Here is a 22,303-nt window from a genome sequence, read left to right as displayed (position 1 = left end):
GTTTGGATTTTTCATCAGCTTTTTTGATAAATCTGCGAATCTTCTACTTCGTGCGGTCCGCATTGAGCCCGTACATGATCTTGATGTAAGTGCGTCGGAGGAAGACTTACACCATATTATTACCAATTCTCGTGAAAGTGGTGATATCCCTATCGAGCTATCGTTGATGATGGATCGCATCCTAGATTTTCCTGAACGAGATGTTGAGCACGCGATGGTGCCTCGTTCACAAGTGGACTGGGTTGAGCCTGATACCACACTGATAGAGTTGTTATCGCTGATGGCACAAGCACACACGCGCTATCCTGTCGTCAATGACGATGATGTGCCTATCGGTGTTGTTCATCTACCAGATGTACTTGCTCGCATCGATGCTGGCTATGTAGACGACACTGTGGAGTCAGTGATGCGCCCAGCTACTGTGCTACCAACGCTGATGAGATTGCCTGATGCACTTGAACAACTGGTGATATCTACCAATCAATTAGCTTGCGTTATTGACGAATACGGTGGTTTTGCTGGCGTATTGACGGTTGAAGATTTAGCGATGGAAATTGTGGGCGAAATTACCGATGAGCACGACGCGGACGACGGCGAAGCTGTGGTATCAGAAAGCGATAATGTATGGCTAATGGACGGTGACGTTCACATCGACGAAGTAGAGCGTACGATTGGTTACGACTTACCAAAAGATGATGTAGAAACGATCGCGGGGCTTCTGATTGCTAAACGTGGTGCGCTACCAACTGAAGGTGAAAAAGTTATCATCGAGTTACCTGTTGACCCGTCTGAATTTGCTTCTGGCGAGCTATTTAAGCGACATCTTGAGGTTAAAGTATTACGTGTGGAGCGGCACGTTCCAACAGAGGTGCGTGTGAAGCTTGTAGAAAATTCAGTTGAGGGTAAAGAATGATGACCGATCCGTTAATTGTAATCCTGATAACAACAGCCCTTATCATATTAAGTGGCTTCTTTGTAATTATTGAATTTTCGTTAATAGGTGCACGTCGCCACCGTCTTGAAGAAATGGCTGTGGAAAGCGCTTCAGCCCGCGCAGCTTTAAGGGGTATGAATGACCTGACGTTGATGCTAGCGGGTGCTCAATTGGGTATCACCTTCTGTACCTTTGCACTTGGCGCAGTCACCAAACCAGCAGTTGATCATTGGATTGGGCCAGTGTTTGTGGCAATGGGATTACCTGATTGGGCTGCCGATGGTGCGGCCTTTGGTATCGCACTTTTCGTAGTAACATTCTTACATTTAGTGGTCGGTGAAATGGCACCAAAATCCTGGTCTATTGCTCACCCGGAAAAATCTGCGCTTGCGGTTGGTATGGTAGCGCGTGCTTACGTATGGCCTTTACGTCCACTTCTGAACTGGATCAACCGTATCGCCAATCGGCTAGTAAAAGCATCTGGTGTTGAGCCAGTAGAAAGCGCGGCTGTAGGTGGGCAAGATATCAATACTATTCGCCAACTCGTGGAGCATTCCGGTAAAGTTGGTACACTGAAACCAAATATACAAAAACAGCTTTCTGGTCTCATAGATATGAGCTTAATTCCAATTGAAACCTTGGTAACTGAAGATCAAGTAATGGCGCATGTGGATGAGCATGCAACCGTTGCAGATGTTCGTACTCTTTCAATGGAATCTGGACACTTGCGCATTCTAGTATTCGGCAGTCAAGGCTTGAAGCCGCTTGTAGTTCATGTACGTGATACCTTGTTAGAACCTGCTGACAAACCTGCACGAGAAATTGCACGTAAGGCTTACGTCATAGACGCTAAAATGCCAATATACGAAGCACTGGCACGCATGCGGGAAGTGAGTGTGCAACTTGCTGTCGTAAGCAAAGACGATAAGATGATTGGCGTAGTCACGTTAGCAGATATTCTAAAACATGTTATGCCAATAAGAGAATAGCGGACTAATAATCGTGCAGATGTGGGACAAAACGTCCTCGAAAGCGATAATGTTTGAATTATAATGATGAAGCACTGGAAAACAAAAAGTAACAATTAGGAATGTAGTCATGTGGCAAGATATATGGAATACAGTGCTGTCGGAATTCTCCGATATCCCGGATGTGGCGCAACTTACACGTATCACATTGCGTCTTCTGGTTGCTGCAATCCTTGGCGGTTTATTGGGATATGAGCGGGCCCGGCATGGTAAGAGTGCAGGTGTTCGAACGCATATGCTGGTTGCCATAGGGGCCGCCCTCTTCGTTCTCATTCCTCAACAAGCAGGGGCATCAAGCGCAGATTTGAGTCGCGTATTACAGGGCTTGACTGCAGGTGTCGGGTTTCTCGGGGCTGGCGCCATAATAATGGGGACGAAAGAAGTAGAGACTCGGGGGCTGACTACAGCCGCAGGTATATGGGTAACGGCAGCAATCGGCATGGCTGCAGGAATGGGGCGAGAATCGACCGCTGTTTTGAGCACTCTTATAGCACTTCTCATCCTTTCTTTAGTTCCTTTGATTTACCGAGTTAGGGAAGGAGACGAAGAGTGACACGCGAGAATAAATGGAGCTGTTCAGCTAACAATTCACTCGAGCGGACCTGATCATTTAATTGATAAGGCAGGAAAGTCAATAACATGGGTAACCGAGGGAAATACGACACAAGAAACTAGCATAGAGAATGTCATTAAAGAGACATTGGCATATATGTTTCTGTTACCCTGTTAGTATTTTGCAGAGTCAGGTCAGAATGCATTATATTTGTAGTGATTCCATTACATTGGAATAAGCTGGTCTACTATAATTTTCCTAATTCCAAACCAGTATGTTAGGGGGAATGCTCTATCTCATTTTTTTTGTCCAGAGGTGTGCCTGAGCCGCTCACGGCAAACACACCGTTGCCCCATAGGGTTTAACTTAAATGCTCAGCCGTGGGGCACACCTAAGAGTTTTAGATACTTTTTCTCAAGATAACTAATCGTGAATCGTTAAAACTGCCTTACATTGGCAGCAAAATGATTTTCTCACGTAAGATCGTCGATTTAGACTCGATAATCTCAATAGCAGATTGAACTTAGTCTAATGGAATAGTTTCAATTATTAACACCTTTCAGAAATTGTGATAAAAATCACGCGCATGTTTTGTTTCTTAACCTACCTTTAGATGCGTCAGATTTTTACGCACTTATATGCATACTTTCCATTTTAAGAAACGCTAGGTAAGGAAATAAAAATGAAAGATTTAAAAAGTATTCAAAGCTATATCGAATCACTAGAGCTGGCAAATCTTGACTCAGCTATAGTTCCAAAGAAAGCAGCTCGCAGAACTACAGTGGTTAGGCAAGAAGACAAAGAATCAGCAAATGTTAGTGCTAACTCTGTTGTTTCTTTTACTAAAGACTTACCCGAACAACTAAAATCCGATGTATTAAACTCCACTCTTTTTGCACAACTAGCCGCCACAGCTAAGTTTAACCCTGAAAAAGAATCTATTGAGTGGTACAAAAAATACAATGAAGTTCTAAATAATATTGGCTGGAATTTTTCTAGTTGGGATTATTCACAAATACAAACGTCTAGTAAAGGTTTTGAAATATCTAAAGAAGTTATCAAACTAATACAGAAAGTAGATGTTTCTGCTGCAGGTATGATGAGCGCGGTTCTCGAGTCATTGTCCTCTAAGGATAATGAAGATGCTGCAAATCTATTTGATAGTGTCTCCAATCCCAAAGAAGATGCGAACTTCCAGATCGGCCCCTGTACTTACAGTGGAAACAATGTTGTTATGACCTCAGCCTGTATGTTTTTCAAGGCTACCGAACATGTACATCGATTCCTTTGGTTCACCTGGAAAGATACAAGTACGGAGCTTTGGGGGTCTGCACGGAAAGCCGAATTGGTTGATGATGTTTATGCACGTGTTCGTAATCAAATTATCGAAAAGCTCGGAGATAGAGCCGAGAAGTACGTTATGGATATTGAGCTTGGCGATTTCGCAACAATACTTGCAAAAAACATAGATCTGCTAGAAGAAGTAACTGCGTAGTTTTAATTTAACTACTAGTTAGTCAAAATGGCGCCTGCTGTAATGGCGTAATTAAAATTAAGGCCAGCAGAGTGTAGGATTATTTTTATACGCTGCTGGTAAATAAAGGCCAACAGTAATGATTGATTATAAATTAACTCGTCAAACACTATTACTAACCGCAGTAGTAACGCTCAGTGCCTGTAACTCTCTCAATACTGATGAGAAAATGCAAGCGATGGTACAGTCAACGTACCTTGGAACAACTGACTTTGCAGCGGGCACGGATTTTTGGAATGTAATCGGATCCACAGGGGATGATATCCCTGGCGACTACAGTTCCTGGATTCAGTTATACAGCGGTAAGTGTGGTACTCCTGCGCCAATGCAGAGCGCTACTGGACAAGCCTGTAGTTTCCGTCTCGTCGGTGGGCACGTTGTTACTGACCAAAATGCCCAATACCCTACGAAAGGCGATACGGTTTATATTGTACCTATTTGTCATTCGGAAAATATGAAACCCAGCCTTACAATGACGACTGCATCTAAAACCTGTGCCGTTAAACTTGGCTATAGACAGTAAACTGAAAGTGCGAGTAGTTCATTTTTCTAACGCCGCATAGACTCTTTTTCCATTAATTCGCATAACAAAGTTTAAGAGGGACAGCCAACGCGTGGCATTTTTATCATGCGTTGGTTTTGTGGTTACGATGCTATAAGGAAGCTTGGTAGGAGCGTTGTCAGCCCCTTAAACGGACGTTAGCCATTTGAAAGCTTGTGTGCTCAGAGTGATAGAATAGTATCACTTTAGTGTTTCTTTGGAGCAGCTCAAATGAAAGTAGAACTAGTGACGTCACTAAAACGTCAGGCCACTAAGATTCTTGCCGATCTTCATGATACTAAAGAACCAGTATTAATAACTGAGCACGGAAAACCGTCAGCTTACCTGATTGATGTAGACGATTATGAATTTATGCAAAATCGTTTAGCGATCCTCGAAGGTATTGCTCGTGGCGAGCGAGCTCTAGCGGATAGTAAAGTGGTCAGCCATCAAGATGTGAAGGACAGAATGTCAAAATGGTTGAAATAATTTGGACAGAGCCGGCTCTATCCGATCTGAATGATATTGCTGAATATATCGCGCTTGAAAATGTCGTGGCTACTAAAAAACGGGTGCAAACCGTTTTCGAAAAAGTTGAACGTTTGGTTGATTTTCCGGAGTCTGGACGTATTCCTCCAGAACTAGAGCACCTCAATTATCGTGAGGTCGTTGTAAATCCGTGTCGTATTTCCTACAAATATGATGATGAAAAGGTTCGTATTCTTTTTGTTATGCGTTCGGAGCGAGATTTGCGACGGTTGATGCTTACGAAACAGTAGGTTTGGTAAAAACGGCTAACAAACGCCTCAAGAAAGAAAAAGTTCACAAAGAGTTTTCGCATGATTTAGCGTAGGAAAGTCACTCGTAACATCATGCCATTTTTTATTTCCCCCTCATCGTCGTTTAACCATAAGGGGGAGCCTAATTAAGCTATTCCTTTTTCCTTTGCCCACTCAATCACTTTTTGGTACGAGCGTCGGCCCTTCATTCCCTCAATTGGTGGCGGGAAACCTAAGTTCTTCGTCCAGCGCCAAAGCGTTGGCTGGCTGATACCAAAAGTGGATTTTATTTCTTTATCGGTAATAAATGGTTTGAATTGATTATCCATGAGTTTCACCTTCTCGGTATTATTCAAGCATGATATGACTGGCGTTGAGTGCGTCATCGCCGCGATTTAGTCGTCACTACTGTGTGAATCAATAGCACCGTAATGTTCGAGCGCATCCTTCACGGTTTGTGCATACCACTGAGAGTTTTCCTTCATAGTTGGCACTCTTTTTCGATTAAGTTCTCGAGCTGCACCGGCGTAAGACTTTTCAGTTAAATAGGCCAACTCAACATGAAAGCGTACCGATGCCCAGTGCTGATAGCATTTTGCTTGGTAAGCTTTACCTCCGTTAGTGCCTTGGTGAACTCTTCTTGCATTGGTATGGTCGTTGTTTATTTCCATGGTCGTTACCTCAATAATTGTTTGAGCTTTTCTCGTCCCTTATCATTGTAGAAAAAGGTTTCGATTTGTTTGCTGCTGTTTGCTGCCTGACTTAGCCTCCATTGACCGTAATCTGCTGTTTTGAGGCGGTTGGCATTGGCTATCTTGCCGACTCTCTGTGCGGATATTCCTAGCTCTTTTGCTATATCGGTTGCGGAATAATGGCGATCGGTGATCACTGGCATATTGAAACCGGATTGAATGAGCGCATGAATTGATTGCTCACTCAACCTACATACAGCAAGAAGTGAAAGCGCGGTGTCTAGCGCACAATCTTCACAAAGTGATTCCGGTTTTGATGTAATAGCGTTTTTTTTGCAGTGGCTACATTGCATTGAGTGACCTCCCAGCGTTGATAGCAATGTAGCTAGTGGACCTTGCTAAAGCAGGGGCTGTCTTACCTGACTCCCATAATAAAGGTCACAAGGTGTAGGGTTAGAATAATGATCAGCAGCATTAAAGGTATGTTCATAGCGCTCTCCCATGGAACCAGCATAGGCTTGCCGCAAGGAGAGTGCAGGGACTGTCAAATTGATAATGCGTTAGCTAGCTTTTCTGAAACTCTTTCTGCGTCGTTCATCATGCAAGCTTCGCTTATGGTTTCACGCAACGTTGCAACGCGTTCGCGTAGTTCATTGCATTCCGCTTCTTTGCGTAGCGCGTAGTCGCGCAGTGTTTCGTCATCGCCGATGTCGGCAGGGACTGGGATTGAGATGATTTGGTCGTTCATAGTGCTTTACCTATGTTTGTAATTGCTGAGTGGATGCGGCCACGCTCTTGTTTGAGTTTGCCGATTTTTACTTTTAACTTGTAAGCTTCTTGGCAGTTAGCGCATCCGTAATTTAGGATTACTTCATCAAATCCAGAAAACTCAGTTGGATAAGCATAGCCATCGTTATAACCATCAACATTTTCACGGTCTTCTTTTACCCATCGATACGCAACATTGAAGCAGCTCTCATTACCGACCTTATCTTTTTCAAAGTCTTCATCTGGTGATGGGTGGCAGTGGAGCAAGTTGGCTTCACGCCGAGATTGGCATCCCTTTATTTCTTGAGATATTTCAGCGTGACGAACGGCGAGTTCGCGTAGTTTTTTATTCACGTCTTTCATCGTTCTGACTCCGTGATTTAATGACCGAAAACAGGCTTAAGTTCAGCTTCTAAGCGAGTATCCTTGCCCTTGCCAATGGCTTTGAGTTCGGTAACAAGGTAGGACTTTCCGTCATGTTGATAAGGGGTGCGGCGGGTATAGCAAATGTGAATGGCATCAATGGCTTTGTTGTTAAGCTCAGGGATTAGTCGGATTTTCATTTTTCAGACCTTCAATTTTCTTCATCAGATCTTCAACCTTGGCATGCGGACTTTCATCATCACCCTCCCAAGGAAACTCGCCGCTAAACCCCATTATTGGTTTTATAATGTTGATGTAACCTTTAATGGATAAGCGATCTAAATGCTTGCACTTGTGCTCTGATTCAATGATTTGTTTCTTTAGCAGATCCATATCGGAATCGGGTTCAATCCCTGCCTCTTGCATAGCTAGATAAATCGAGAGCATGTGATAAACAGCATTGGCAAATCGCTCAAATCCACCGATGACCTTGTGTCCTGATTTGGTGTGAGTAACTTCAAAACTCCCGAATTGAACCATTGTTACGCATAGACCGTTAACCCCATTAACAAAAAAGGCCGGAACATCAGCGCGGCCTTTTTCGGTTGGAATGTTTAGTGTTTTCATGCTGCCTCCCCAATCGACTCAAGATACTTATCAACGTTTTGGTGAATAACTTCGAACTCAATTACCCACACATAATCATTCGGGTTGCTTTGTCCGTAGATGCTTTCCCAAACGTGTTTAAAGCGCGGCCAGTTTTCAAATCCTTCTTTTTTGATTTGCTCTTCGCTCTTGCGTAGATCGTTTAGCTTCTCAATATGAACACCGGTGACCTTTAAAGTAAGTCGGTTTACGCTTCGGGGCATGTGGATTGATGGAGTCCATTTGCTTTCTGAGTCATCGCCACTTGTCGCTAAATAAATTGGCGTTCCTGTCGGTGGGCATGAGCAATGATCTGAGCACCCACACTCATCTGAATTATTGAATAAGCGAAATGTCTCACGAACATAAATCAAATCACCAACATTACCGAATGGGCAAAGCCCAGCAATAGGAGCAAAGCTAAGGACGGATACCTCACCGTTTTTCCCTCTTACCACAGGACCGTTCATTCCTCGCTCGTAGTCAACTTTAACAGGGCGACGCGTAACAGCCTTGCGCCCATCGAGAATCGCTTTCACCATTTCGGTATTGAATATCATCGGCTTTACTTTCATGCTGCCACCTGCTTATTCATCATTTCTAAGATAACGTTACCTTGTGCGATTAAATCATCACGGCTTAGGCGCTCTATTGGTCGGCGTTCCCATGCCCAAGACTTGTCAAAGATGACCACGGCAGAGGGGAAGCCTGCGGAGCTTGGCTTGTCTTTTTCTGTTTCTGGCACAAACCAATCAGGCGCTTCAAATCCAACACGACCTTTAATGAATTGGATAAAATCCGCATCTTCTGGCCACCAAGATTCTGACGTTGCTGCCTTGATAAGCAGCATGATTTTCGCGCCTTCATCACGCTGCTTTCGACACCATTCAATGATGTGTTCCATGCCTGTGATGGCGTTCTCGTCATCATCGAAACAGGGACGAGAATAGGGCGGGTTACCGTAGGCGGCGCTACCGCCAATCTTTCTTAAATCAGCGGCTAAGTTTTGGGTAAGAGCGTTATCGGCGGCGGTGTAGTAATTCGGTAAAAGGGTATTGCAATCGTCTGCGAAGACATCAATGACAATTGAGCCGAGACGAGCACTAAAGGTACTGAATAACCCCCAAGCAATTGCTTTTGGGGTTTGCCATTGATCGCCAATTTCCTTTAGTTTGTGGTTTGATCGGCTTTGGGTTTCGGCTAAAGCCTTGGCGTAGTGGTTCATTGGTCGTTACCTATGCTGCTTTTTGTTTAGATAATGGCTGCAAATTCGCTTCAACAAGCGCTTGAGCAACCGGAGGACATACCGCATTACCGCATCTTGCCACTTGGCTTGCTTTGCTTATTTTCTTGCCTTGTGAGTTATGAGTAATTTTGTAATCAGACGGGAAACCTTGAGCTGAAAATAACTCATGTGGCTCAAGCATACGCATACCGATATCAACAATTTGATACTGCTCACCGCGAACTGTGACTAAACCAAAACGGTCTTTTGTTGTTACAGTGCCGATTGGCGATTGAAGATCTTCACCAAAACTAGTGCCGTAATATTTGATAAGAAAGGCTCTAACTTCACCAAGGTGAAAACCACCGGCTGAAATGGTATGCAGCGGTTCATCTGTTGGGTGACCTACGTTTGTACCACGTAGTTTAACCATGTGGCTGGTAACTAGTGCTTGCGTATTTGCTGTGCCAGGTCTTTTTTGTTCGCCACCGGATGTGATGGTATGAACAGGACTATCAATCTCATATCCAACACTACCAGCTCTGAACTTTGTCATGAATGCCATAACTAGTGCGTTATGATCAGTCGTTGTAACGGTCGCTAATGGCTCTCTTAAATCTGAACCAGTAACGCCTGTGTAGTGCTTGGCAATAAATGCGCATTCGTCGTTAACAATGAAAGGCGAATCAGAACTAAAGACAAACTTTTCCAGCCCCTTGGCGATGCGCTCCATTGTTTTTTCGGCAAGTGGTTTTTTTCTTCCGAATATTGATTTAACAGGGATTGACCAGTCAATAATGTCTGCCGCAGTCGCGTAAGGGATTAATCCTGAGCCTTTCGGGCCGTGTGTGGGTGCTGGCCAATCAATCGGTTTGTTGTCATTTCTTGCTACTAAGAAGAAACGCTTACGAATGGTTGGCGCACCGTAATCGCAAGCGCTTAAAACTCGATACTCAACTTTATAGCCAAGCCCTTTTTCAAGTTTTTCATACGGAAAGCCCTCTCCTAGCGCATAGCGTATTTCTTCCCATGCTGGGTGTTCTCTTTCCAATCCAGTTGTTAGTGCCTTTACAAAGGCCTCGAACGTTTCCCCTTTACGCTCAGAACATGGTTTAAACTTGCCGGGCTCAACTTCAACAACTGGCCCCCAAGTCATAAACTCTTCAACGTTCTCAAGCATGATGATGCGAACCGGCACAAGTGCGGCCCACCGAATAGCAACCCAAGCAAGGCCGCGAATATTTTTATCAACGGGTCGATTACCCTTGGCTTTAGAGAAGTGCTTACAATCCGGCGAAAACCAAGCCAAACCAACCGGACGGCCTTCGCATGCTTCGGCTGGATCAACATCCCAAACCGACTCGCAATAGTGCTTAGTTTCTGGGTGATTCGTTTTGTGCATATCAATCGCTTCGGGATCGTGATTTATCGCAATATCAACGTGACGGTTGAGGCCAAGTTCCATGCCAGTGGATGCTCCGCCGCCTCCGGCAAAATTATCTACAACTATTTCGTTAGGCTGTATCATTTGGTCGTTACCTTAATGAAAGCCCTCTGTTGAGGGCTTAGACGATATTAGTAGGAGAATGAGCCGATAAACGTTGTAATGACGATGTCGTCATCAATAAACTGGCTGGTCAGTTTCTCTTTAAACTCTTCGCCCATTTCTTCTTCATGCTGTTCGAGCTTTTTGATACGTAGAATTAATGTTTCGTTGCCAATAGTGCTCATGCGTAGTTCAAAGTGGCGCTCATTTAATCCCAAATAAGGCTCACAAGAGAATTTAAACACCGCTGGCATGGGAAACTCTTCTTTAGTGCGAACAGCAATGGACTCGTATTCTGATTGATGGTGACTAAAATCATCTACGTTGGATTCGCGACCAGATTTAGCTTCGAATTTCATGTTACGCACTGCTGCAGAAGCCACGGAATTTTCAATAAGCTCACCCGTAGTTGAAAACACTTGGATCAGTTCGCTGTAATCTTCAATCCATTCAGCCAGCTTTTTCTGATTTAGGCGCTCCCCATTGATTTCTAGAAGTGCTTTATATGATGCCGTTTTACGCAGGTTTAATTTGGCTTGGTGCTTACAGTGACCGGGTTTCTGCATGGTTCCAATATCGAAGATCGTGATGGCTGACATGCGCTCCATCCCTATGAAACACTGATTACCCTCGATTTGAAACTCTTCATGGTACCGCACAAACTCAGCAATATTGCTCGTTTCCATGACGCCACGGAACAGGTTACGGTGTGGCATGAATTTTTCTAAATCGTGTATATTGAACGACTCAGGCAGGGCGGCAACTGGAAAGTCAGCTTTTGCCAATTGATTTAAAAACTCTTTCGCATTACCGGCTTCTTGGATTTGTTGAATGGCGGTTTTGTCCATACTCATGGTTTTTCTCTCTTTACTATTCAGGGGGAGGGGTTAACGTACTTCGCGAAGCTGTTTGGAATCATCAAAGATGAGCTGGCCGCGAATATCTTCTTTGGGGCGATCGTAGGTAAGCTTGCCGCCTTTACCTACAAATGCGATTGAGGTGTACTGAAAATCTTCATTTTTAGTACCAAAACCTGTCTTGGGTTCTTTCACCGACATGTTGACGGTAATTTCTACCATTTCATTATTGGTACCCATGGGTTTTAGTTTTAAGTCGATTTTCACATTGCCTTGTTTATCACTGTACGAGACAGCTCGTGCAACGTTCGATAGAGCTAAACCGACAACGTTAGAAATAACCCCGCCATCGAGCTCTTGCATTAGCTTTGGAAAATTAGTCGTACGATCCTCAATGCTGAGGTTCCCTGATTCGGATTTGGACATAAAGCGCCTCTCTATTTAGTGAACGGTGATACACAGAAAGAGGAAAGAGATGTTCTTCGCCTCCCTTCTTTCTAAAATTTGGTCGTTACCTTACTTAAATGACTTGGTAGCCCATGGTTTCAAGCCAAGCTGCGGCTTTCTCGTAACCAATGGCGCTAAGTAGGAGTTCTGTATCAAAATGTTCGGCGGCATCATCTTCTGAAATGGAGTTGATAACATCTTGAACCGGAACTCCTTCGGCGATCACCTCAATACCATGGTGGGTTACCTTGTCGGCGGTGAATGAAAGTTTTGTTTTAGGCATGGCTGTATTTCTCCATTAATCTGCGAGCGCTGTATAAGGCGTTACGTGATAGCTCTGCTGAAAGTAGAGATTTTAATGCTGCGACTAGCTCTGCTTTATCCGATTCAGATTGCTCGAGCTTATTCGCTAGGTTGGCGATAATGTCTTCATTGCTCATTACAACTACCCCCACGCAATAACTAAGCCCATATCAACAAATTGAAGCTCTTTGTAATAAAGGCTAACTTTGAATCCGTTTTCTCGAAGAACTCGCAAGGCATCTTTCTCGGCTTGTGACAGTGAATTTTCATCGTAAAGCCACTGGGCATAAGGCAGTTCGCGAATCGTAATTTGCTTGGCCTTATTGTTTGCTGCGGATAAGATTTTATCTTCAAGAAAAGAAAGATAATCGGACGTATCTGGGCCGCTAAGGGCATAGGCTTCTTTTGCGGTGATCATTGGTCGTTACCTCCACTCAGGGGCTAGCCCCTAAGTTGATTTAAAAAGAAAGCCACTAAAAAAAGTGGCTTGGTTTGACTAGGAAGCTTCAAGCATTTCCATTGCTTCGCTGTATCCATCCCAGTTATCAACACCGGCAGCGAATAGGGCATCGAGTAAATCTGACTTACGTACAAGCTCGTCATATTCACCGGTTGTGATAGTGATGGTTGCTTCTGGGTTTGCTTTCTCATCAAGTAGAATACTCATCGTTGATTTGAAAGGCTTTACCTCTGCGCTTTCGGCTTCGGCTAACACTTTTCTAGCCGCTTCTAGTCGATTTTCTGATGGAGCTTGCGGAACCTCAGCTATTGCTTTATCAACGGCAGAGTCTTTCGCTTGCTGCTGAGCAAGGGCTTGGGCCTTTTGGCGCTCTTCCGCTTCTCGCTCTTTGCGCAGCGCTTCCGCTTTTTGCTCGGCCTCTGCTTTCGCTTTGGCTTCCTCTTCTTTACGGATGCGATCGCGTTCTGCTTGAAGACGTTTTTCTTCGGCATCTTTGTGCTCAGCGATACGCAATTTAACGAGCGTTGCAAAGTCTTCCGGTGCTTTAAAGGCAATTTGCGCCCAGTCGTTAAACAAGAAGCGGTGCTCACCATGTTGATTGATGATATCCAAGTTAGCTTGAACCCCATCTTTTAGTTCAGACAGTGCAACTTTTGCTTTGGCTAGCTCGTCATTGATGGCGCTCTGCATGCTTTCTATGTTGCGCTTACCTTTAATGGCCGCAGCAAAGTCAAACTTAACGTTAAATGGCGCGTTGTACTTTGTTGATGCTTCATTAATAAGTTGCTGAACTTCGTTTTTTGCACTGAGAACCAACTCAGTTTTGATTTCCTCTTTGCGAGACTTAACTTGTTTATCGAGCGCTAAACGAGCTTGGCGAATGTTCTCACTGATAAAGCCAAGGTCTTTTACGAAGCTATCAATGCTTTCTACTTCACCGAGAACCTGCTGAGACATTAGCCCAAGTTTATCTTCTGCCGACTTAAAGACCTTAACCATGCTTTCTGCGTTGGCAAAGTCTTGGTCTGTCTCTAGCTTTTTCTTAGACTGTTCGACCAGTTCTAGCGCTTTAGCTTTGTACTCATCTAGGTTACTGATGATCGCAAGGCCGTTCATTTTATAGGTGACGGCGGGTAAATCTTGAATAACCTCAGCGGTGACCACTGGCTTGCTTTCCTGAGTGATTTCACCGCTTGCTAGCTTTTGCTTGTACTCTACTAAGTCAGCCTTGAACTGCTTTAAACCTGAAATCATCCAGCTTTGTACTGCTTCGTCAGGTCGGTAATCCATTTCGTGCCAATTTTGCTCGGTACCATCACTGGCAATGAATTTGCAAAGCGCTGCGCCAGATAAAATTAACTGCTGCTCCATTTGAACAACATAGTGTGTATCTAGGCTTTGCTCTGCAATCTTGGCGATCAGCTTGCTGTTTGGGGATTTATGCTCGAAAGCTACATCGCCATCCATGGTTAAGCCATCCAGTGAAGCGAGTAGGGTAAGCCCTTCACACTCACCGGTAATGGTCGCTGGATAAAGCTCCTCACCGAGTTTGCCTTCGAGAATTGGACGGGCCATTTCTTCAAAGCGGTGACCATCGGCAAAGATTTTCTCTTGATAACTACTGATTTCAGGCTTAATGCCGGTGGCTTTCTCATGCATCAGTTGATCGCGAGTTTTGTATGGTGAGCAACCAAGGGCTGCAGAGACTTCTGATGCAGTGAAATCAACCGTGTCACGAAGAGCATGCCAGGCATCGGTGCCTTGTTGAACGTTATGAAATTGGATATTAGTGACTTGCATGGTTACTCTCCCACAACTTGTTGGATTTGTTGCTTCATCTCATCGGTAAGAATGGCTTTTGATTCCACCATTGAAATGATGCGTTCAGGCGTATTGCGTCCCGCCTCGATCATGGATTTCCATTTTGGGAAGTTTTTGTCGAAATCTTCCTGTGAGTAAAATGATGGTTGTTTTTCAGGGGTAACATCACGCTCAGTCGGCCTGCTATCAACGGGCTCTAGCTCGTCAGGCGTATAAACACCGAGAATGACGTCAGGGCAGTAGCGTCTTGCCCATTTTTTAACGGCAACATAAGTGATTTGTTGCTGTGGGTCAGTAGCCCATTGCGTAGAGTTTCTAGGCCAGCATTGCTTTAGAAGTACATCAATACTTCTTGGTTTGCTTTCACCTTTCATTGTTGCGTAGACTTTAACACCAATACCATCTTCATCTTGCGGACTCCAAGAAGGCTTGGTGTATTTGCCATTTGGCCCATCGACAACGTTAAATTTGCCAATAACGTTTTCCCATGGCCCGAAAAACTCGAACTCTAGGCGATCTTCAGTCGGGGCAATAGAGGTCACCACGGCATTTACTAGCTGGCCTTCGTAACCTAAATTTCCATGCACAATATGCGTTTTTTGCGCCACCGCGTATGGGTTCATTCCCCATTGCATGGCCTGCATTGATACAGCAAGACAGTCGCCCACATTGCCAGCCAAGTGTCTAGGAACGGTCACTTTTGAGCTGGCCATCATTTCTGCCAATCGGCATAAATGGGTGAGTGTATCGCCGTTCATCCATGAGTCAGGGCGAACAGAAACGCCGTGGTTTTCCTGCGAAACTTGTAAGTCATTCATTGGTCTTTACCTTCAATTTAAATTAGCTATCTGACGTAGCTCAAACTGAGCGATTTGTTGCTCTGCGATTTGGTCGTTGATTTTTTCACGGTAGGTATGGATAACTTTTTGCTTATTGATTTCTATGTACTTCTCAAGCAGTTCGTTGAAATGCTCTTGGTACGTTTCAAGTGCAATGAGCTTATGGCTACTCATCATGGGTTCGAACTGGACGGTTAGGATGTTACGAGTAAGCCCATACATCATTTTTCGGGGAAGATCTTGCTCGTACATCCAATCCACAAAACCACTTAACGAGAGTCCACAAAACTCACGGTTAGATTTAAGTCTGGTTAAGCCGTCATCAATGAAATGATTGAGTTCTTGTTCTTGCTCTTCGGGTACTAGATTTAGAGTTTTCACGATGTTATTCTCCTTTGCGTTGGGGCTTCTTGGTCGTTGCTCCAATCGCCAGTGGACAGTGTTCATTGGTCGTTACCTTCAAACCGCCTAGGCGGTTGGAGTGGGTTTCTTGGTCGTTATCCGCTCCCCGATAGCCCCGCTTATGCGGGGTTTTTGGTATAGGTAGGTTAGTGGTTAGATAAAGGGGCCGTTTAAGCTAATGCACGCATTTTGAAAACAACCTCTCGTTCCCCAGCCCCCGCTTTTGCAGTAAATGGCAGCTATCTGAGGTTGCTTTCAAAATGACTACTTTCGATAGTTACTCGTCAATTTTTCCCGATGATCATAACGGTTACTAATCAAGAGAATGCTTTGATGTGAGTGAAGGCCTATATTAAAAAACCAATGATTCAAAGGAATTTACAATCACTCACTCAAAGCACTCTAAGTTTCTGGTTTTTTCATTGCTTCCAACAGCTTGATCTATATAGCTTTCTTAAGACACAAAACTGACTACTGGTGTTATAGGGTATCCAGACTTTCTAAAAGGCTACGAATTAACGCCTGTGGATGTTTCCCTTGATTATCTTCGAGAGATTGGAGCGAAAAGTGCGTTTCCTGAGAAAATGAGATAAGTTTTCCATTCAGCCATTGTTCGAACTCACTATTGGGTGGCATCAGGTTTTTATTGATGTCGCCTGTAAGGTGATAGAAGCTTTCGTTTGATTCCCAAAACGCTTTAAATAGCTCGGCAAGATTACTCTTGCGCGTGGTTATAAGGGAATCAATACCAACGAGCTCTAAGGTTAAAGTGTTTTCCCAGTCTTTAGTTTTATATATTCCATCTGGGACAACTCCGTGAACAAAGAGACCAACCTGAGAGCAATCGGTGCGAACCTCGTTTCCGGCTTGCATAAAGCTGACGTTGGCTCCCAACGTAAAATCTTTGAATCGGCAGATGAAACTGAGCATGACAACAAAGTTTTGATTTGGATAACGGCCTTTACAGCATTCATCGCGCAAAACGTTGAAAACGTTGTATGCCTCGTTATAGCTAAGTGAAGGCCGATAGTTTGGGAAAATCAGTCCTTTTCTAATAAACACTGACATAAACCCTCCTTGTGATTTGAAAGCTCTTTAACGCAGTTTCATTAGGCTTTTCGGCTTTTCCTTAGTCCACTGTCCGAACATTAAAGAGCTTTCAAATTGGCTCTGTTACCAAAGCCGATTTGTGTTTCTACCTCACCGCCGAAACTAGGCGGGGTTATGCGCTTATCGGGTCATCCTCTCGGTTAAGCCATTCCAGCACTGTTAGCAACTTGGTTCTTCCAAGCTTTTTTATCCGTTATCTATAGGGGCTAACATCCGGTCGCCGATAGAGGCGCATAAGTCTATTTCACGAAATTTGTGTCGCCCATTCGTGGAGCTTGGGCTGACCTCTACCCTCATGTTTGCTAAAGAGGGCAGTTATCGTTCATGGTCCAAATTGTTAAAGAGCTAAGGTGATGTGCCTTGGGATAAATTAAATATACAAAACGTACACAATCTTATCAATACAAAATGTACATTTATTTTTGTTTTGATTTGAAATGTGATCGGTTTCGCAAAATGAAGTTAATAAAAAACCGCCTGAATATGGCGGTTTTAGGTGGCGTTTAAATTTGGATAAAACTTGAGCTGGCTACGATCATGAGTTACGAAGTGCCCACTGTGAAGGTTCTGGACAAAAAATTATTTTCGTTCGAAGTGTTGATGAAGTTTAGTTAGATTAGTTTTTATATTGGAAATCCAAAAAATCCCCATTTCCGATTGAAAACGGGGCAAGTTATTAATCATTCGCTACCAATGCAACTTAAAGTAAATCCTCAATAATTTGATCTACAGCTTCTTGATTAAACTCTTCAAAATCAACCATTCCACCCATAGTAATAAGCTGTCCTCTGGTTGGGTAACGTAATGTTCTAAGGTCTGTAGCGTTAACTTGAGTATGACCGTTCATTTGACGGAAATACTTATCGACTAAGGTACTATTCAGAAATACCCAGAGACCTTTTGCTAAGCTGTCATCTAATGGTTCACCCAATGCATGAAAGTAGTTAGTTTTGTTATCAAAACCGACTACTTCTACATCAGCAATATCAGCCGTGTAGATTGAAGCAACAATTCTACGTTTTTCTTCTTTTGCTGTAAGTCTACGAGTCAAAACGTAAGTTCCGTTTTTAACCATAAGGTTAGCGGTGCTTTCGTTGTTCATTAATGCGTTAGGCTTTTTCGCATTTTCTACTGGCCATTCAATTTCACATTTTTGTAAATGCTGAGGGAAGATCAAAGGCACAGAACCATCAACAAAATTTGTGCTTAAATTTTCTCTGGTTCGAAAGTCTACAACTTTACCTGTACTTGCCTGAATACCAAGCTCTTCAAGTGAACACGGTAAACCACCGACTCTAGTTGCTACCTTCAGCTCTTCTTCATCGGTGATGATATGAATAAAACGATCTGGATTGCTCTCACTCACTACCCTGTCAAAAGGTACTTCATAGACAAATGGGGTTGGATCTTCTGCACAAGAGCTAGAAGTTACAATGACGGTGCTTCTTTGCGGCTCACCTTTTGTCAAGTGGTAAATAACGTTCTCTTGCAGCACGTTATCAACCTTGAATGCTGATTTACGGCTATTAAAAACATGAATCTTATTGATTGAGCAAGAATCTAATAACAATCTACGATAATCGTTGAAGTATGGACCGTTACAGAATGAACGAGGAGTGATTGCGACAAGCTCACCGCCTTCTTCTAATAACTTTATCGTCAATCCTACAAACGCTGAGTAGAGATTGCTGGTTTCAAAACTAACCTTTCTTAGTGCTGCTCGTTCTGGACCACTTGCAGCAATTTTTAAGTAAGGTGGGTTTAGAATAGCTTTGTTGTATAAAGGTTTGAAATTGTCGCTTGAGAGCTGTTCTACTGAATGTTGAATAAAATCTTCTTCAAATACAGTTTGATCCCACTGGACACCATAAAATTCACAAGTATTTGAACAATTCTTTAATGTATCAGACAGGTAATGATTCATTACGCTTGATAGTTCGAAACAAGTTGAGTCAATACTTGTTGCATCATTCTTAACTCGCTCAACAAACGCAGCCGTTAATGATCCTACTCCTGCTCCTGCATCGAGTAGACGGTGTTCACCGTGTACATTTTCAAACATATCAGCAAGAAGCTTAGATACAGCAGAAGATGACATAAACTGGCCAAACTTCCCTCTAAGATTTTCATCGAGTTTGCCGTTTGCCTCAACTCGATTCACATCTGCAATGTCATTTAAGTTAAGTGGTAAATTATTAGCCAATTCAGTCATGCATGTTTTTTACACAGTAATTTATTTAATGGGAAGTATCGCAAAAAACCTGCACAATAGGAAGAATAAAACCTGCACATAGGTTACATTGTGGGACCTGTTAGTTTAATGGCTGATAATTAAAGAAAATGAGAGAAGAAAAGTTAGAACAAGCAAAGGTGATTCTCAAGGCTTTAGGATTACCTAAGCAGCAATGCAACGATAGATCGGCTTGGGTATTTTTAGCACTTGCTAATATTAAACCAAATGACGATTGGTGCGCTGCTACTAGGCCACTACTGCCAACTGTTGATATTATGGATTTTATACGCTCAGAGTATGGTAAAGATTACAAACCAAACTCTCGTGAAACGATTAGAAGACAAACCCTACATCAGTTTGAACAAGCCCGAATCGTTGATAGAAACCGTGATAAACCTGCTAGAGCCACAAATAGCAAGGATAATAACTACTCTTTAAATGAACCAATTATTGAGATTCTTCACGCATACCCAAATGGAAATTGGATAGAGTTTGTGAAAAAGTTCCTTGATGATGTTCCTACACTACAAGAGACGTATGCTCGCACTCTTAATAAAGAGAAAATTCCTGTTCGCTTACCTGACGGTAATGAAATTACACTGTCCCCAGGTGCTCATAACAAACTTCACGCTGATATTATTCACGAATTTTGCCCTAGATTCGTAGGTGAAGGTGGTAAAGTCCTCTATATCGGTGATACAGCGAGTAGCCGTAATGAAGGTGGTAAACATATGGTTCTTGAGACTGAGTATCTCAAATCATTGAACGTTCCTCCTATGTCTCACGACAAGTTACCTGACGTTGTTGTTTATGATGAAAAACGCAAGTGGTTATTCTTGATTGAAGCAGTTACGAGTCACGGCCCCGTTAGCCCTAAGCGATGGATTGAACTTGAAGATGCGTTGAAAGGCTGTTCTGTTGGGCTTGTTTATATTACAGCTTTTCCTCATCGAGCCGAATTTAGAAAAAATGCTGCTGATATTGCGTGGGAAACGGAAGTTTGGATCGCCGATAATCCAGATCATATGATTCATTTCAACGGTGACCGTTTTCTTGGACCACATAGTAACAAACTTGAGATGTAGCTAACATGATCTACCCTGAGATTTTCAGGGCTTGAACTACTTAACGTCGGATAAATTTAGGTAGGGGAAAGCGTACATGAATAAATTATGAATGAGTATTTACTCTAAGTAATTTTGGGGCAAAGGTGTGTTTGCCGTTATCGGCTCAGACACACCTCTGGACAGAAACGCCTTAGAACTGATGCTCTACAGTGTTTCTGTCAGATTAGGAAAAGTATCTTGATTCCTTGGGCGTTTGTTACATTGCATACTTACGCCCGTAAATAACTCATTAAATCATCAACACCTTCTGTAAGTTGACTCCTAAAGTGCTCATTTTTATAGGCCTTATCACCATAGGTTCCTTTCCTAATTCTTGATAAATAAGTTTTAATGGACATTCTATCTTTTACCTTTAGAAAACCTTCTAGAATGTAACTAAAACAATAATCAGACTCTTTCGATAGAATTTCTATAAACAATTCAAAAGCCTCTATGTTCATAGAAAAAAATCGTTCGCGTACATCAGTACCATTACAATCTATTAAAATGTTGATAGGATACATTGAGATATCGTTCATTGTAACGCTCAAAAAGTAAAAGTTAGTCTTAGAATTCAACCTAGAATTAAGACTTTTACCTACTACTCCTGAAATAGATTTAAGAGCCTGTTTCCACGGTTTCATTAATAATTTTTCCACAGTAAGATCAAACGACTTATTATTATCATCTCTAACTGTCAAAGAGTATAAAACTCTTGCTGATTTAACCTCGATGACTAGTGCTGTATTTGAATCTGAATTGTATATAATCGCATCAGGAGACTTATTCTGATTTTTATTATATTTAAACTCAGGTATAAATTCGTAACGTGTATTCAACGCACAGCTCTTCGTTATCAACTTTGTTACATAACTTTCAAAGCATTCACCAAAATCAGACATAAACTTCTTTGGTGCTATATCTGATATCTTGTGGAAAAGGTTATTAAATAGTGTATCTTCAAATAACTTTCCATCTATTGGTATGTATGTTCCATCATTTAATTTTAATAAAGGATGATTACAGAAGTCCAAAAAATCACGTGAATCATCATCTAAGTCAGAGGTATCATTTAACGAAATAGAAATACTATCTAGAACGTTTCTTACAAGCTCAGGCTTTACATTAATATAAATCCTATCATTTATTCTTATTTTCCACGCTGAAACATCATAATGATTAAAATAATCAATCTCTGGAAATTCGTAACATCTATAAACAGTCATATAAATTACATATAAATAGTCTTTTAAACTAAAACCATACTTACTCTTAAAAACTTCCCTGTAACTTTCTAATAGATCAGAATTTAAAAAAGTGTAATATGATCTAACAAACTGCATGAAGTAATTATCTCGATATTGAGCAATTGAGATACTTGACAATTCACTTTCAAACTTAAAGTCCCTAACATAATTATCGTTCGAAGCTATCAGTATTTTACAAATATAACTTAGTGATTTTGCATATGATGCTTTTGTTGGTCTATACTTCTTATTTAGTACTTTTTTCCACAGCCAAAGGCGCTCAGATCTTGCTGTTATATGGCTATACTTCTTACATAACGTTCTCTGCTTTTTATTTTTTGCTAGATAACTATATACCCATGACATCAGCTTAGTACTTTCACGTTCATGATAAGATATTATTGAAAGTAATATTAGCTCTAATTCACTGACTGAATTATCAATTGTAGTCTCCATTTTAAAACTCTGGCTAAGTGCTTTCGATGACATCAGCAAACCAAAATTTTCTCTTTTACTTAGATCTACCATAATTGACCTCTAAATCATCGAATAACCGAAAGCAATGTAACAGTGTCTTGTCAGCAGACATTGTCTTTATAATATTTTCAGAAAATACAGTCGCCATAGAAGTCAGGGCTACCGCATGAGCAGATTTTTTGTAAACGGTAACGGCTCTCTTTGTTAATTTTTCCAGCATGGCGATATATGTACCCTAATCTAAGCCCTCAAAAAACAAGCATAGTTAAGCGGAAACCGTCTCCGAGAAAACATATCGTTGTTAAGAAAATGTAAAATCAATTCAACTCATGCGTTCGCCCTGCCATAGAAGTAACATATTGTTCTATAGATTTTATTCTTCCTTCCACTCAT

At 42.3% G+C, this 22,303-nt stretch carries 29 protein-coding genes; 8 read left to right on the top strand and 21 right to left on the bottom strand.

Annotated elements, in window-relative coordinates:
* The 7 genes from CAG58_RS01015 to CAG58_RS00985 all read left to right on the top strand — a co-directional run.
* A partial coding sequence (locus tag CAG58_RS01015; RefSeq protein WP_161439685.1) for a hemolysin family protein occupies positions 1-913 on the top strand: 913 nt, incomplete at its 5' end.
* Positions 913-1,923: a CNNM domain-containing protein gene (locus tag CAG58_RS01010; protein WP_161429736.1), complete on the top strand. Its 1,011-nt coding sequence runs from the start codon at positions 913-915 to the stop codon at positions 1,921-1,923. The genes CAG58_RS01015 and CAG58_RS01010, both read left to right, overlap by 1 nt.
* A 109-nt stretch (positions 1,924-2,032) precedes the next feature.
* On the top strand, positions 2,033-2,515 hold the full coding sequence (locus tag CAG58_RS01005) for an MgtC/SapB family protein (protein ID WP_161429734.1): 483 nt from the start codon (positions 2,033-2,035) through the stop codon (positions 2,513-2,515).
* Positions 2,516-3,197: 682 nt separating this feature from the next.
* Positions 3,198-4,010 (top strand): hypothetical protein, encoded by an 813-nt coding sequence (locus CAG58_RS01000; protein WP_161426238.1) that lies wholly within the window; start codon positions 3,198-3,200, stop codon positions 4,008-4,010.
* 118 nt (positions 4,011-4,128) lie between these two features.
* Positions 4,129-4,572 (top strand): hypothetical protein, encoded by a 444-nt coding sequence (locus tag CAG58_RS00995; RefSeq protein ID WP_161426237.1) that lies wholly within the window; start codon positions 4,129-4,131, stop codon positions 4,570-4,572.
* 249 nt (positions 4,573-4,821) lie between these two features.
* The gene (locus CAG58_RS00990; RefSeq protein ID WP_161426236.1) at positions 4,822-5,079 is read left to right on the top strand and encodes a type II toxin-antitoxin system Phd/YefM family antitoxin; all 258 of its coding nucleotides are present in this window, start codon (positions 4,822-4,824) and stop codon (positions 5,077-5,079) included.
* Positions 5,067-5,369, top strand: a complete 303-nt coding sequence (locus CAG58_RS00985; RefSeq protein WP_161426235.1) for a type II toxin-antitoxin system RelE/ParE family toxin — start codon at positions 5,067-5,069, stop codon at positions 5,367-5,369. Before CAG58_RS00990 ends, CAG58_RS00985 begins: the two co-directional genes overlap by 13 nt.
* 146 nt (positions 5,370-5,515) lie before the next feature.
* Here the strand turns inward: CAG58_RS00985 and CAG58_RS00980 are convergent, their stop codons facing one another.
* The 20 genes from CAG58_RS00980 to CAG58_RS00885 form a co-directional block, all read right to left on the bottom strand.
* On the bottom strand, positions 5,516-5,698 hold the full coding sequence (locus CAG58_RS00980) for a helix-turn-helix transcriptional regulator (protein WP_110167348.1): 183 nt from the start codon (positions 5,696-5,698) through the stop codon (positions 5,516-5,518).
* A gap of 66 nt (positions 5,699-5,764) precedes the next feature.
* The gene (locus CAG58_RS00975) at positions 5,765-6,040 is read right to left on the bottom strand and encodes a hypothetical protein (protein WP_161426234.1); all 276 of its coding nucleotides are present in this window, start codon (positions 6,038-6,040) and stop codon (positions 5,765-5,767) included.
* Between the two features lie 5 nt (positions 6,041-6,045).
* On the bottom strand, positions 6,046-6,414 hold the full coding sequence (locus CAG58_RS00970) for a hypothetical protein (protein WP_161426233.1): 369 nt from the start codon (positions 6,412-6,414) through the stop codon (positions 6,046-6,048).
* A gap of 191 nt (positions 6,415-6,605) precedes the next feature.
* Entirely contained in the window at positions 6,606-6,809 is a 204-nt protein-coding gene (locus tag CAG58_RS00965) for a hypothetical protein (protein WP_161426232.1), read from the bottom strand.
* Complete coding sequence (locus tag CAG58_RS00960) at positions 6,806-7,192, bottom strand: hypothetical protein (RefSeq protein ID WP_161426231.1); 387 nt, start codon at positions 7,190-7,192, stop codon at positions 6,806-6,808. Before CAG58_RS00960 ends, CAG58_RS00965 begins: the two co-directional genes overlap by 4 nt.
* Before the next feature lie 17 nt (positions 7,193-7,209).
* Positions 7,210-7,392, bottom strand: a complete 183-nt coding sequence (locus CAG58_RS00955) for a hypothetical protein (protein ID WP_161426230.1) — start codon at positions 7,390-7,392, stop codon at positions 7,210-7,212.
* Entirely contained in the window at positions 7,370-7,819 is a 450-nt protein-coding gene (locus CAG58_RS00950) for a hypothetical protein (RefSeq protein WP_161426229.1), read from the bottom strand. Before CAG58_RS00950 ends, CAG58_RS00955 begins: the two co-directional genes overlap by 23 nt.
* The gene (locus CAG58_RS00945) at positions 7,816-8,412 is read right to left on the bottom strand and encodes an ASCH domain-containing protein (RefSeq protein WP_161426228.1); all 597 of its coding nucleotides are present in this window, start codon (positions 8,410-8,412) and stop codon (positions 7,816-7,818) included. The genes CAG58_RS00950 and CAG58_RS00945 overlap by 4 nt, the downstream gene beginning before the upstream one ends.
* On the bottom strand, positions 8,409-9,062 hold the full coding sequence (locus CAG58_RS00940) for a phage N-6-adenine-methyltransferase (RefSeq protein WP_161426227.1): 654 nt from the start codon (positions 9,060-9,062) through the stop codon (positions 8,409-8,411). The genes CAG58_RS00945 and CAG58_RS00940 overlap by 4 nt, the downstream gene beginning before the upstream one ends.
* 10 nt (positions 9,063-9,072) lie before the next feature.
* Positions 9,073-10,590: a DNA cytosine methyltransferase gene (locus tag CAG58_RS00935; RefSeq protein WP_161426226.1), complete on the bottom strand. Its 1,518-nt coding sequence runs from the start codon at positions 10,588-10,590 to the stop codon at positions 9,073-9,075.
* A gap of 47 nt (positions 10,591-10,637) precedes the next feature.
* Complete coding sequence (locus CAG58_RS00930) at positions 10,638-11,462, bottom strand: DUF2303 family protein (protein ID WP_237665949.1); 825 nt, start codon at positions 11,460-11,462, stop codon at positions 10,638-10,640.
* A 33-nt stretch (positions 11,463-11,495) separates the two neighbouring features.
* Positions 11,496-11,891, bottom strand: a complete 396-nt coding sequence (locus tag CAG58_RS00925; protein WP_161426225.1) for a hypothetical protein — start codon at positions 11,889-11,891, stop codon at positions 11,496-11,498.
* Between the two features lie 94 nt (positions 11,892-11,985).
* A complete protein-coding gene (locus tag CAG58_RS00920; RefSeq protein ID WP_161426224.1) occupies positions 11,986-12,195 on the bottom strand; it encodes a hypothetical protein in 210 nt (69 codons plus the stop codon).
* On the bottom strand, positions 12,188-12,352 hold the full coding sequence (locus CAG58_RS00915) for a hypothetical protein (protein ID WP_161426223.1): 165 nt from the start codon (positions 12,350-12,352) through the stop codon (positions 12,188-12,190). Before CAG58_RS00915 ends, CAG58_RS00920 begins: the two co-directional genes overlap by 8 nt.
* A 5-nt stretch (positions 12,353-12,357) precedes the next feature.
* On the bottom strand, positions 12,358-12,633 hold the full coding sequence (locus CAG58_RS00910; RefSeq protein ID WP_110167340.1) for a hypothetical protein: 276 nt from the start codon (positions 12,631-12,633) through the stop codon (positions 12,358-12,360).
* A gap of 78 nt (positions 12,634-12,711) precedes the next feature.
* Positions 12,712-14,475, bottom strand: a complete 1,764-nt coding sequence (locus CAG58_RS00905) for a lambda-exonuclease family protein (protein WP_161426222.1) — start codon at positions 14,473-14,475, stop codon at positions 12,712-12,714.
* A 2-nt stretch (positions 14,476-14,477) separates the two neighbouring features.
* Entirely contained in the window at positions 14,478-15,314 is an 837-nt protein-coding gene (locus CAG58_RS00900; protein ID WP_161426221.1) for a RecT family recombinase, read from the bottom strand.
* 12 nt (positions 15,315-15,326) lie between these two features.
* Positions 15,327-15,716 (bottom strand): hypothetical protein, encoded by a 390-nt coding sequence (locus tag CAG58_RS00895; protein WP_161426220.1) that lies wholly within the window; start codon positions 15,714-15,716, stop codon positions 15,327-15,329.
* A 501-nt stretch (positions 15,717-16,217) separates the two neighbouring features.
* Entirely contained in the window at positions 16,218-16,805 is a 588-nt protein-coding gene (locus tag CAG58_RS00890) for a hypothetical protein (RefSeq protein ID WP_161426219.1), read from the bottom strand.
* A 742-nt stretch (positions 16,806-17,547) separates the two neighbouring features.
* Entirely contained in the window at positions 17,548-19,059 is a 1,512-nt protein-coding gene (locus CAG58_RS00885) for an Eco57I restriction-modification methylase domain-containing protein (RefSeq protein ID WP_161426401.1), read from the bottom strand.
* Positions 19,060-19,187: 128 nt separating this feature from the next.
* Between CAG58_RS00885 and CAG58_RS00880 the strand changes: the two genes are divergently transcribed.
* Positions 19,188-20,165: a BsuBI/PstI family type II restriction endonuclease gene (locus CAG58_RS00880; protein WP_161426400.1), complete on the top strand. Its 978-nt coding sequence runs from the start codon at positions 19,188-19,190 to the stop codon at positions 20,163-20,165.
* 251 nt (positions 20,166-20,416) lie between these two features.
* On the opposite strand, the gene CAG58_RS00875 is transcribed toward CAG58_RS00880, so the two are convergent.
* A complete protein-coding gene (locus CAG58_RS00875; protein WP_161429733.1) occupies positions 20,417-21,961 on the bottom strand; it encodes a hypothetical protein in 1,545 nt (514 codons plus the stop codon).
* Positions 21,962-22,303 lie beyond the last annotated feature (342 nt).

Origin of the sequence: Vibrio sp. V31_P5A7T61 (assembly GCF_009904895.1) — a bacterium.
GTDB classification, from domain to species: Bacteria; Pseudomonadota; Gammaproteobacteria; order Enterobacterales; family Vibrionaceae; genus Vibrio; species Vibrio metschnikovii.
The sequence above is the reverse complement of the archived record's forward strand: the minus strand, read 5'-3'. Positions and strand labels throughout refer to the sequence as shown.

Bases quoted from the DNA above. Each gene is read 5' to 3' on its own strand.
- CAG58_RS00920 (WP_161426224.1), bottom strand. From the start codon at position 12,195: ATGCCTAAAACAAAACTTTCATTCACCGCCGACAAGGTAACCCACCAT.
- CAG58_RS00980 (WP_110167348.1), bottom strand. From the start codon at position 5,698: ATGGATAATCAATTCAAACCATTTATTACCGATAAAGAAATAAAATCC.
- CAG58_RS00940 (WP_161426227.1), bottom strand. From the start codon at position 9,062: ATGAACCACTACGCCAAGGCTTTAGCCGAAACCCAAAGCCGATCAAAC.
- CAG58_RS00930 (WP_237665949.1), bottom strand. From the start codon at position 11,462: ATGAGTATGGACAAAACCGCCATTCAACAAATCCAAGAAGCCGGTAAT.
- CAG58_RS00900 (WP_161426221.1), bottom strand. From the start codon at position 15,314: ATGAATGACTTACAAGTTTCGCAGGAAAACCACGGCGTTTCTGTTCGC.
- CAG58_RS01000 (WP_161426238.1), top strand. From the start codon at position 3,198: ATGAAAGATTTAAAAAGTATTCAAAGCTATATCGAATCACTAGAGCTG.
- CAG58_RS00925 (WP_161426225.1), bottom strand. From the start codon at position 11,891: ATGTCCAAATCCGAATCAGGGAACCTCAGCATTGAGGATCGTACGACT.
- CAG58_RS00905 (WP_161426222.1), bottom strand. From the start codon at position 14,475: ATGCAAGTCACTAATATCCAATTTCATAACGTTCAACAAGGCACCGAT.
- CAG58_RS00915 (WP_161426223.1), bottom strand. From the start codon at position 12,352: ATGAGCAATGAAGACATTATCGCCAACCTAGCGAATAAGCTCGAGCAA.
- CAG58_RS00970 (WP_161426233.1), bottom strand. From the start codon at position 6,414: ATGCAATGTAGCCACTGCAAAAAAAACGCTATTACATCAAAACCGGAA.
- CAG58_RS00990 (WP_161426236.1), top strand. From the start codon at position 4,822: ATGAAAGTAGAACTAGTGACGTCACTAAAACGTCAGGCCACTAAGATT.
- CAG58_RS01010 (WP_161429736.1), top strand. From the start codon at position 913: ATGACCGATCCGTTAATTGTAATCCTGATAACAACAGCCCTTATCATA.
- CAG58_RS00995 (WP_161426237.1), top strand. From the start codon at position 4,129: ATGATTGATTATAAATTAACTCGTCAAACACTATTACTAACCGCAGTA.
- CAG58_RS00950 (WP_161426229.1), bottom strand. From the start codon at position 7,819: ATGAAAACACTAAACATTCCAACCGAAAAAGGCCGCGCTGATGTTCCG.
- CAG58_RS00975 (WP_161426234.1), bottom strand. From the start codon at position 6,040: ATGGAAATAAACAACGACCATACCAATGCAAGAAGAGTTCACCAAGGC.
- CAG58_RS00985 (WP_161426235.1), top strand. From the start codon at position 5,067: ATGGTTGAAATAATTTGGACAGAGCCGGCTCTATCCGATCTGAATGAT.
- CAG58_RS00935 (WP_161426226.1), bottom strand. From the start codon at position 10,590: ATGATACAGCCTAACGAAATAGTTGTAGATAATTTTGCCGGAGGCGGC.
- CAG58_RS01005 (WP_161429734.1), top strand. From the start codon at position 2,033: ATGTGGCAAGATATATGGAATACAGTGCTGTCGGAATTCTCCGATATC.
- CAG58_RS00880 (WP_161426400.1), top strand. From the start codon at position 19,188: ATGAGAGAAGAAAAGTTAGAACAAGCAAAGGTGATTCTCAAGGCTTTA.
- CAG58_RS00965 (WP_161426232.1), bottom strand. From the start codon at position 6,809: ATGAACGACCAAATCATCTCAATCCCAGTCCCTGCCGACATCGGCGAT.
- CAG58_RS00960 (WP_161426231.1), bottom strand. From the start codon at position 7,192: ATGAAAGACGTGAATAAAAAACTACGCGAACTCGCCGTTCGTCACGCT.
- CAG58_RS00885 (WP_161426401.1), bottom strand. From the start codon at position 19,059: ATGACTGAATTGGCTAATAATTTACCACTTAACTTAAATGACATTGCA.
- CAG58_RS00875 (WP_161429733.1), bottom strand. From the start codon at position 21,961: ATGGTAGATCTAAGTAAAAGAGAAAATTTTGGTTTGCTGATGTCATCG.
- CAG58_RS00945 (WP_161426228.1), bottom strand. From the start codon at position 8,412: ATGAAAGTAAAGCCGATGATATTCAATACCGAAATGGTGAAAGCGATT.
- CAG58_RS00890 (WP_161426219.1), bottom strand. From the start codon at position 16,805: ATGTCAGTGTTTATTAGAAAAGGACTGATTTTCCCAAACTATCGGCCT.
- CAG58_RS00955 (WP_161426230.1), bottom strand. From the start codon at position 7,392: ATGAAAATCCGACTAATCCCTGAGCTTAACAACAAAGCCATTGATGCC.
- CAG58_RS00910 (WP_110167340.1), bottom strand. From the start codon at position 12,633: ATGATCACCGCAAAAGAAGCCTATGCCCTTAGCGGCCCAGATACGTCC.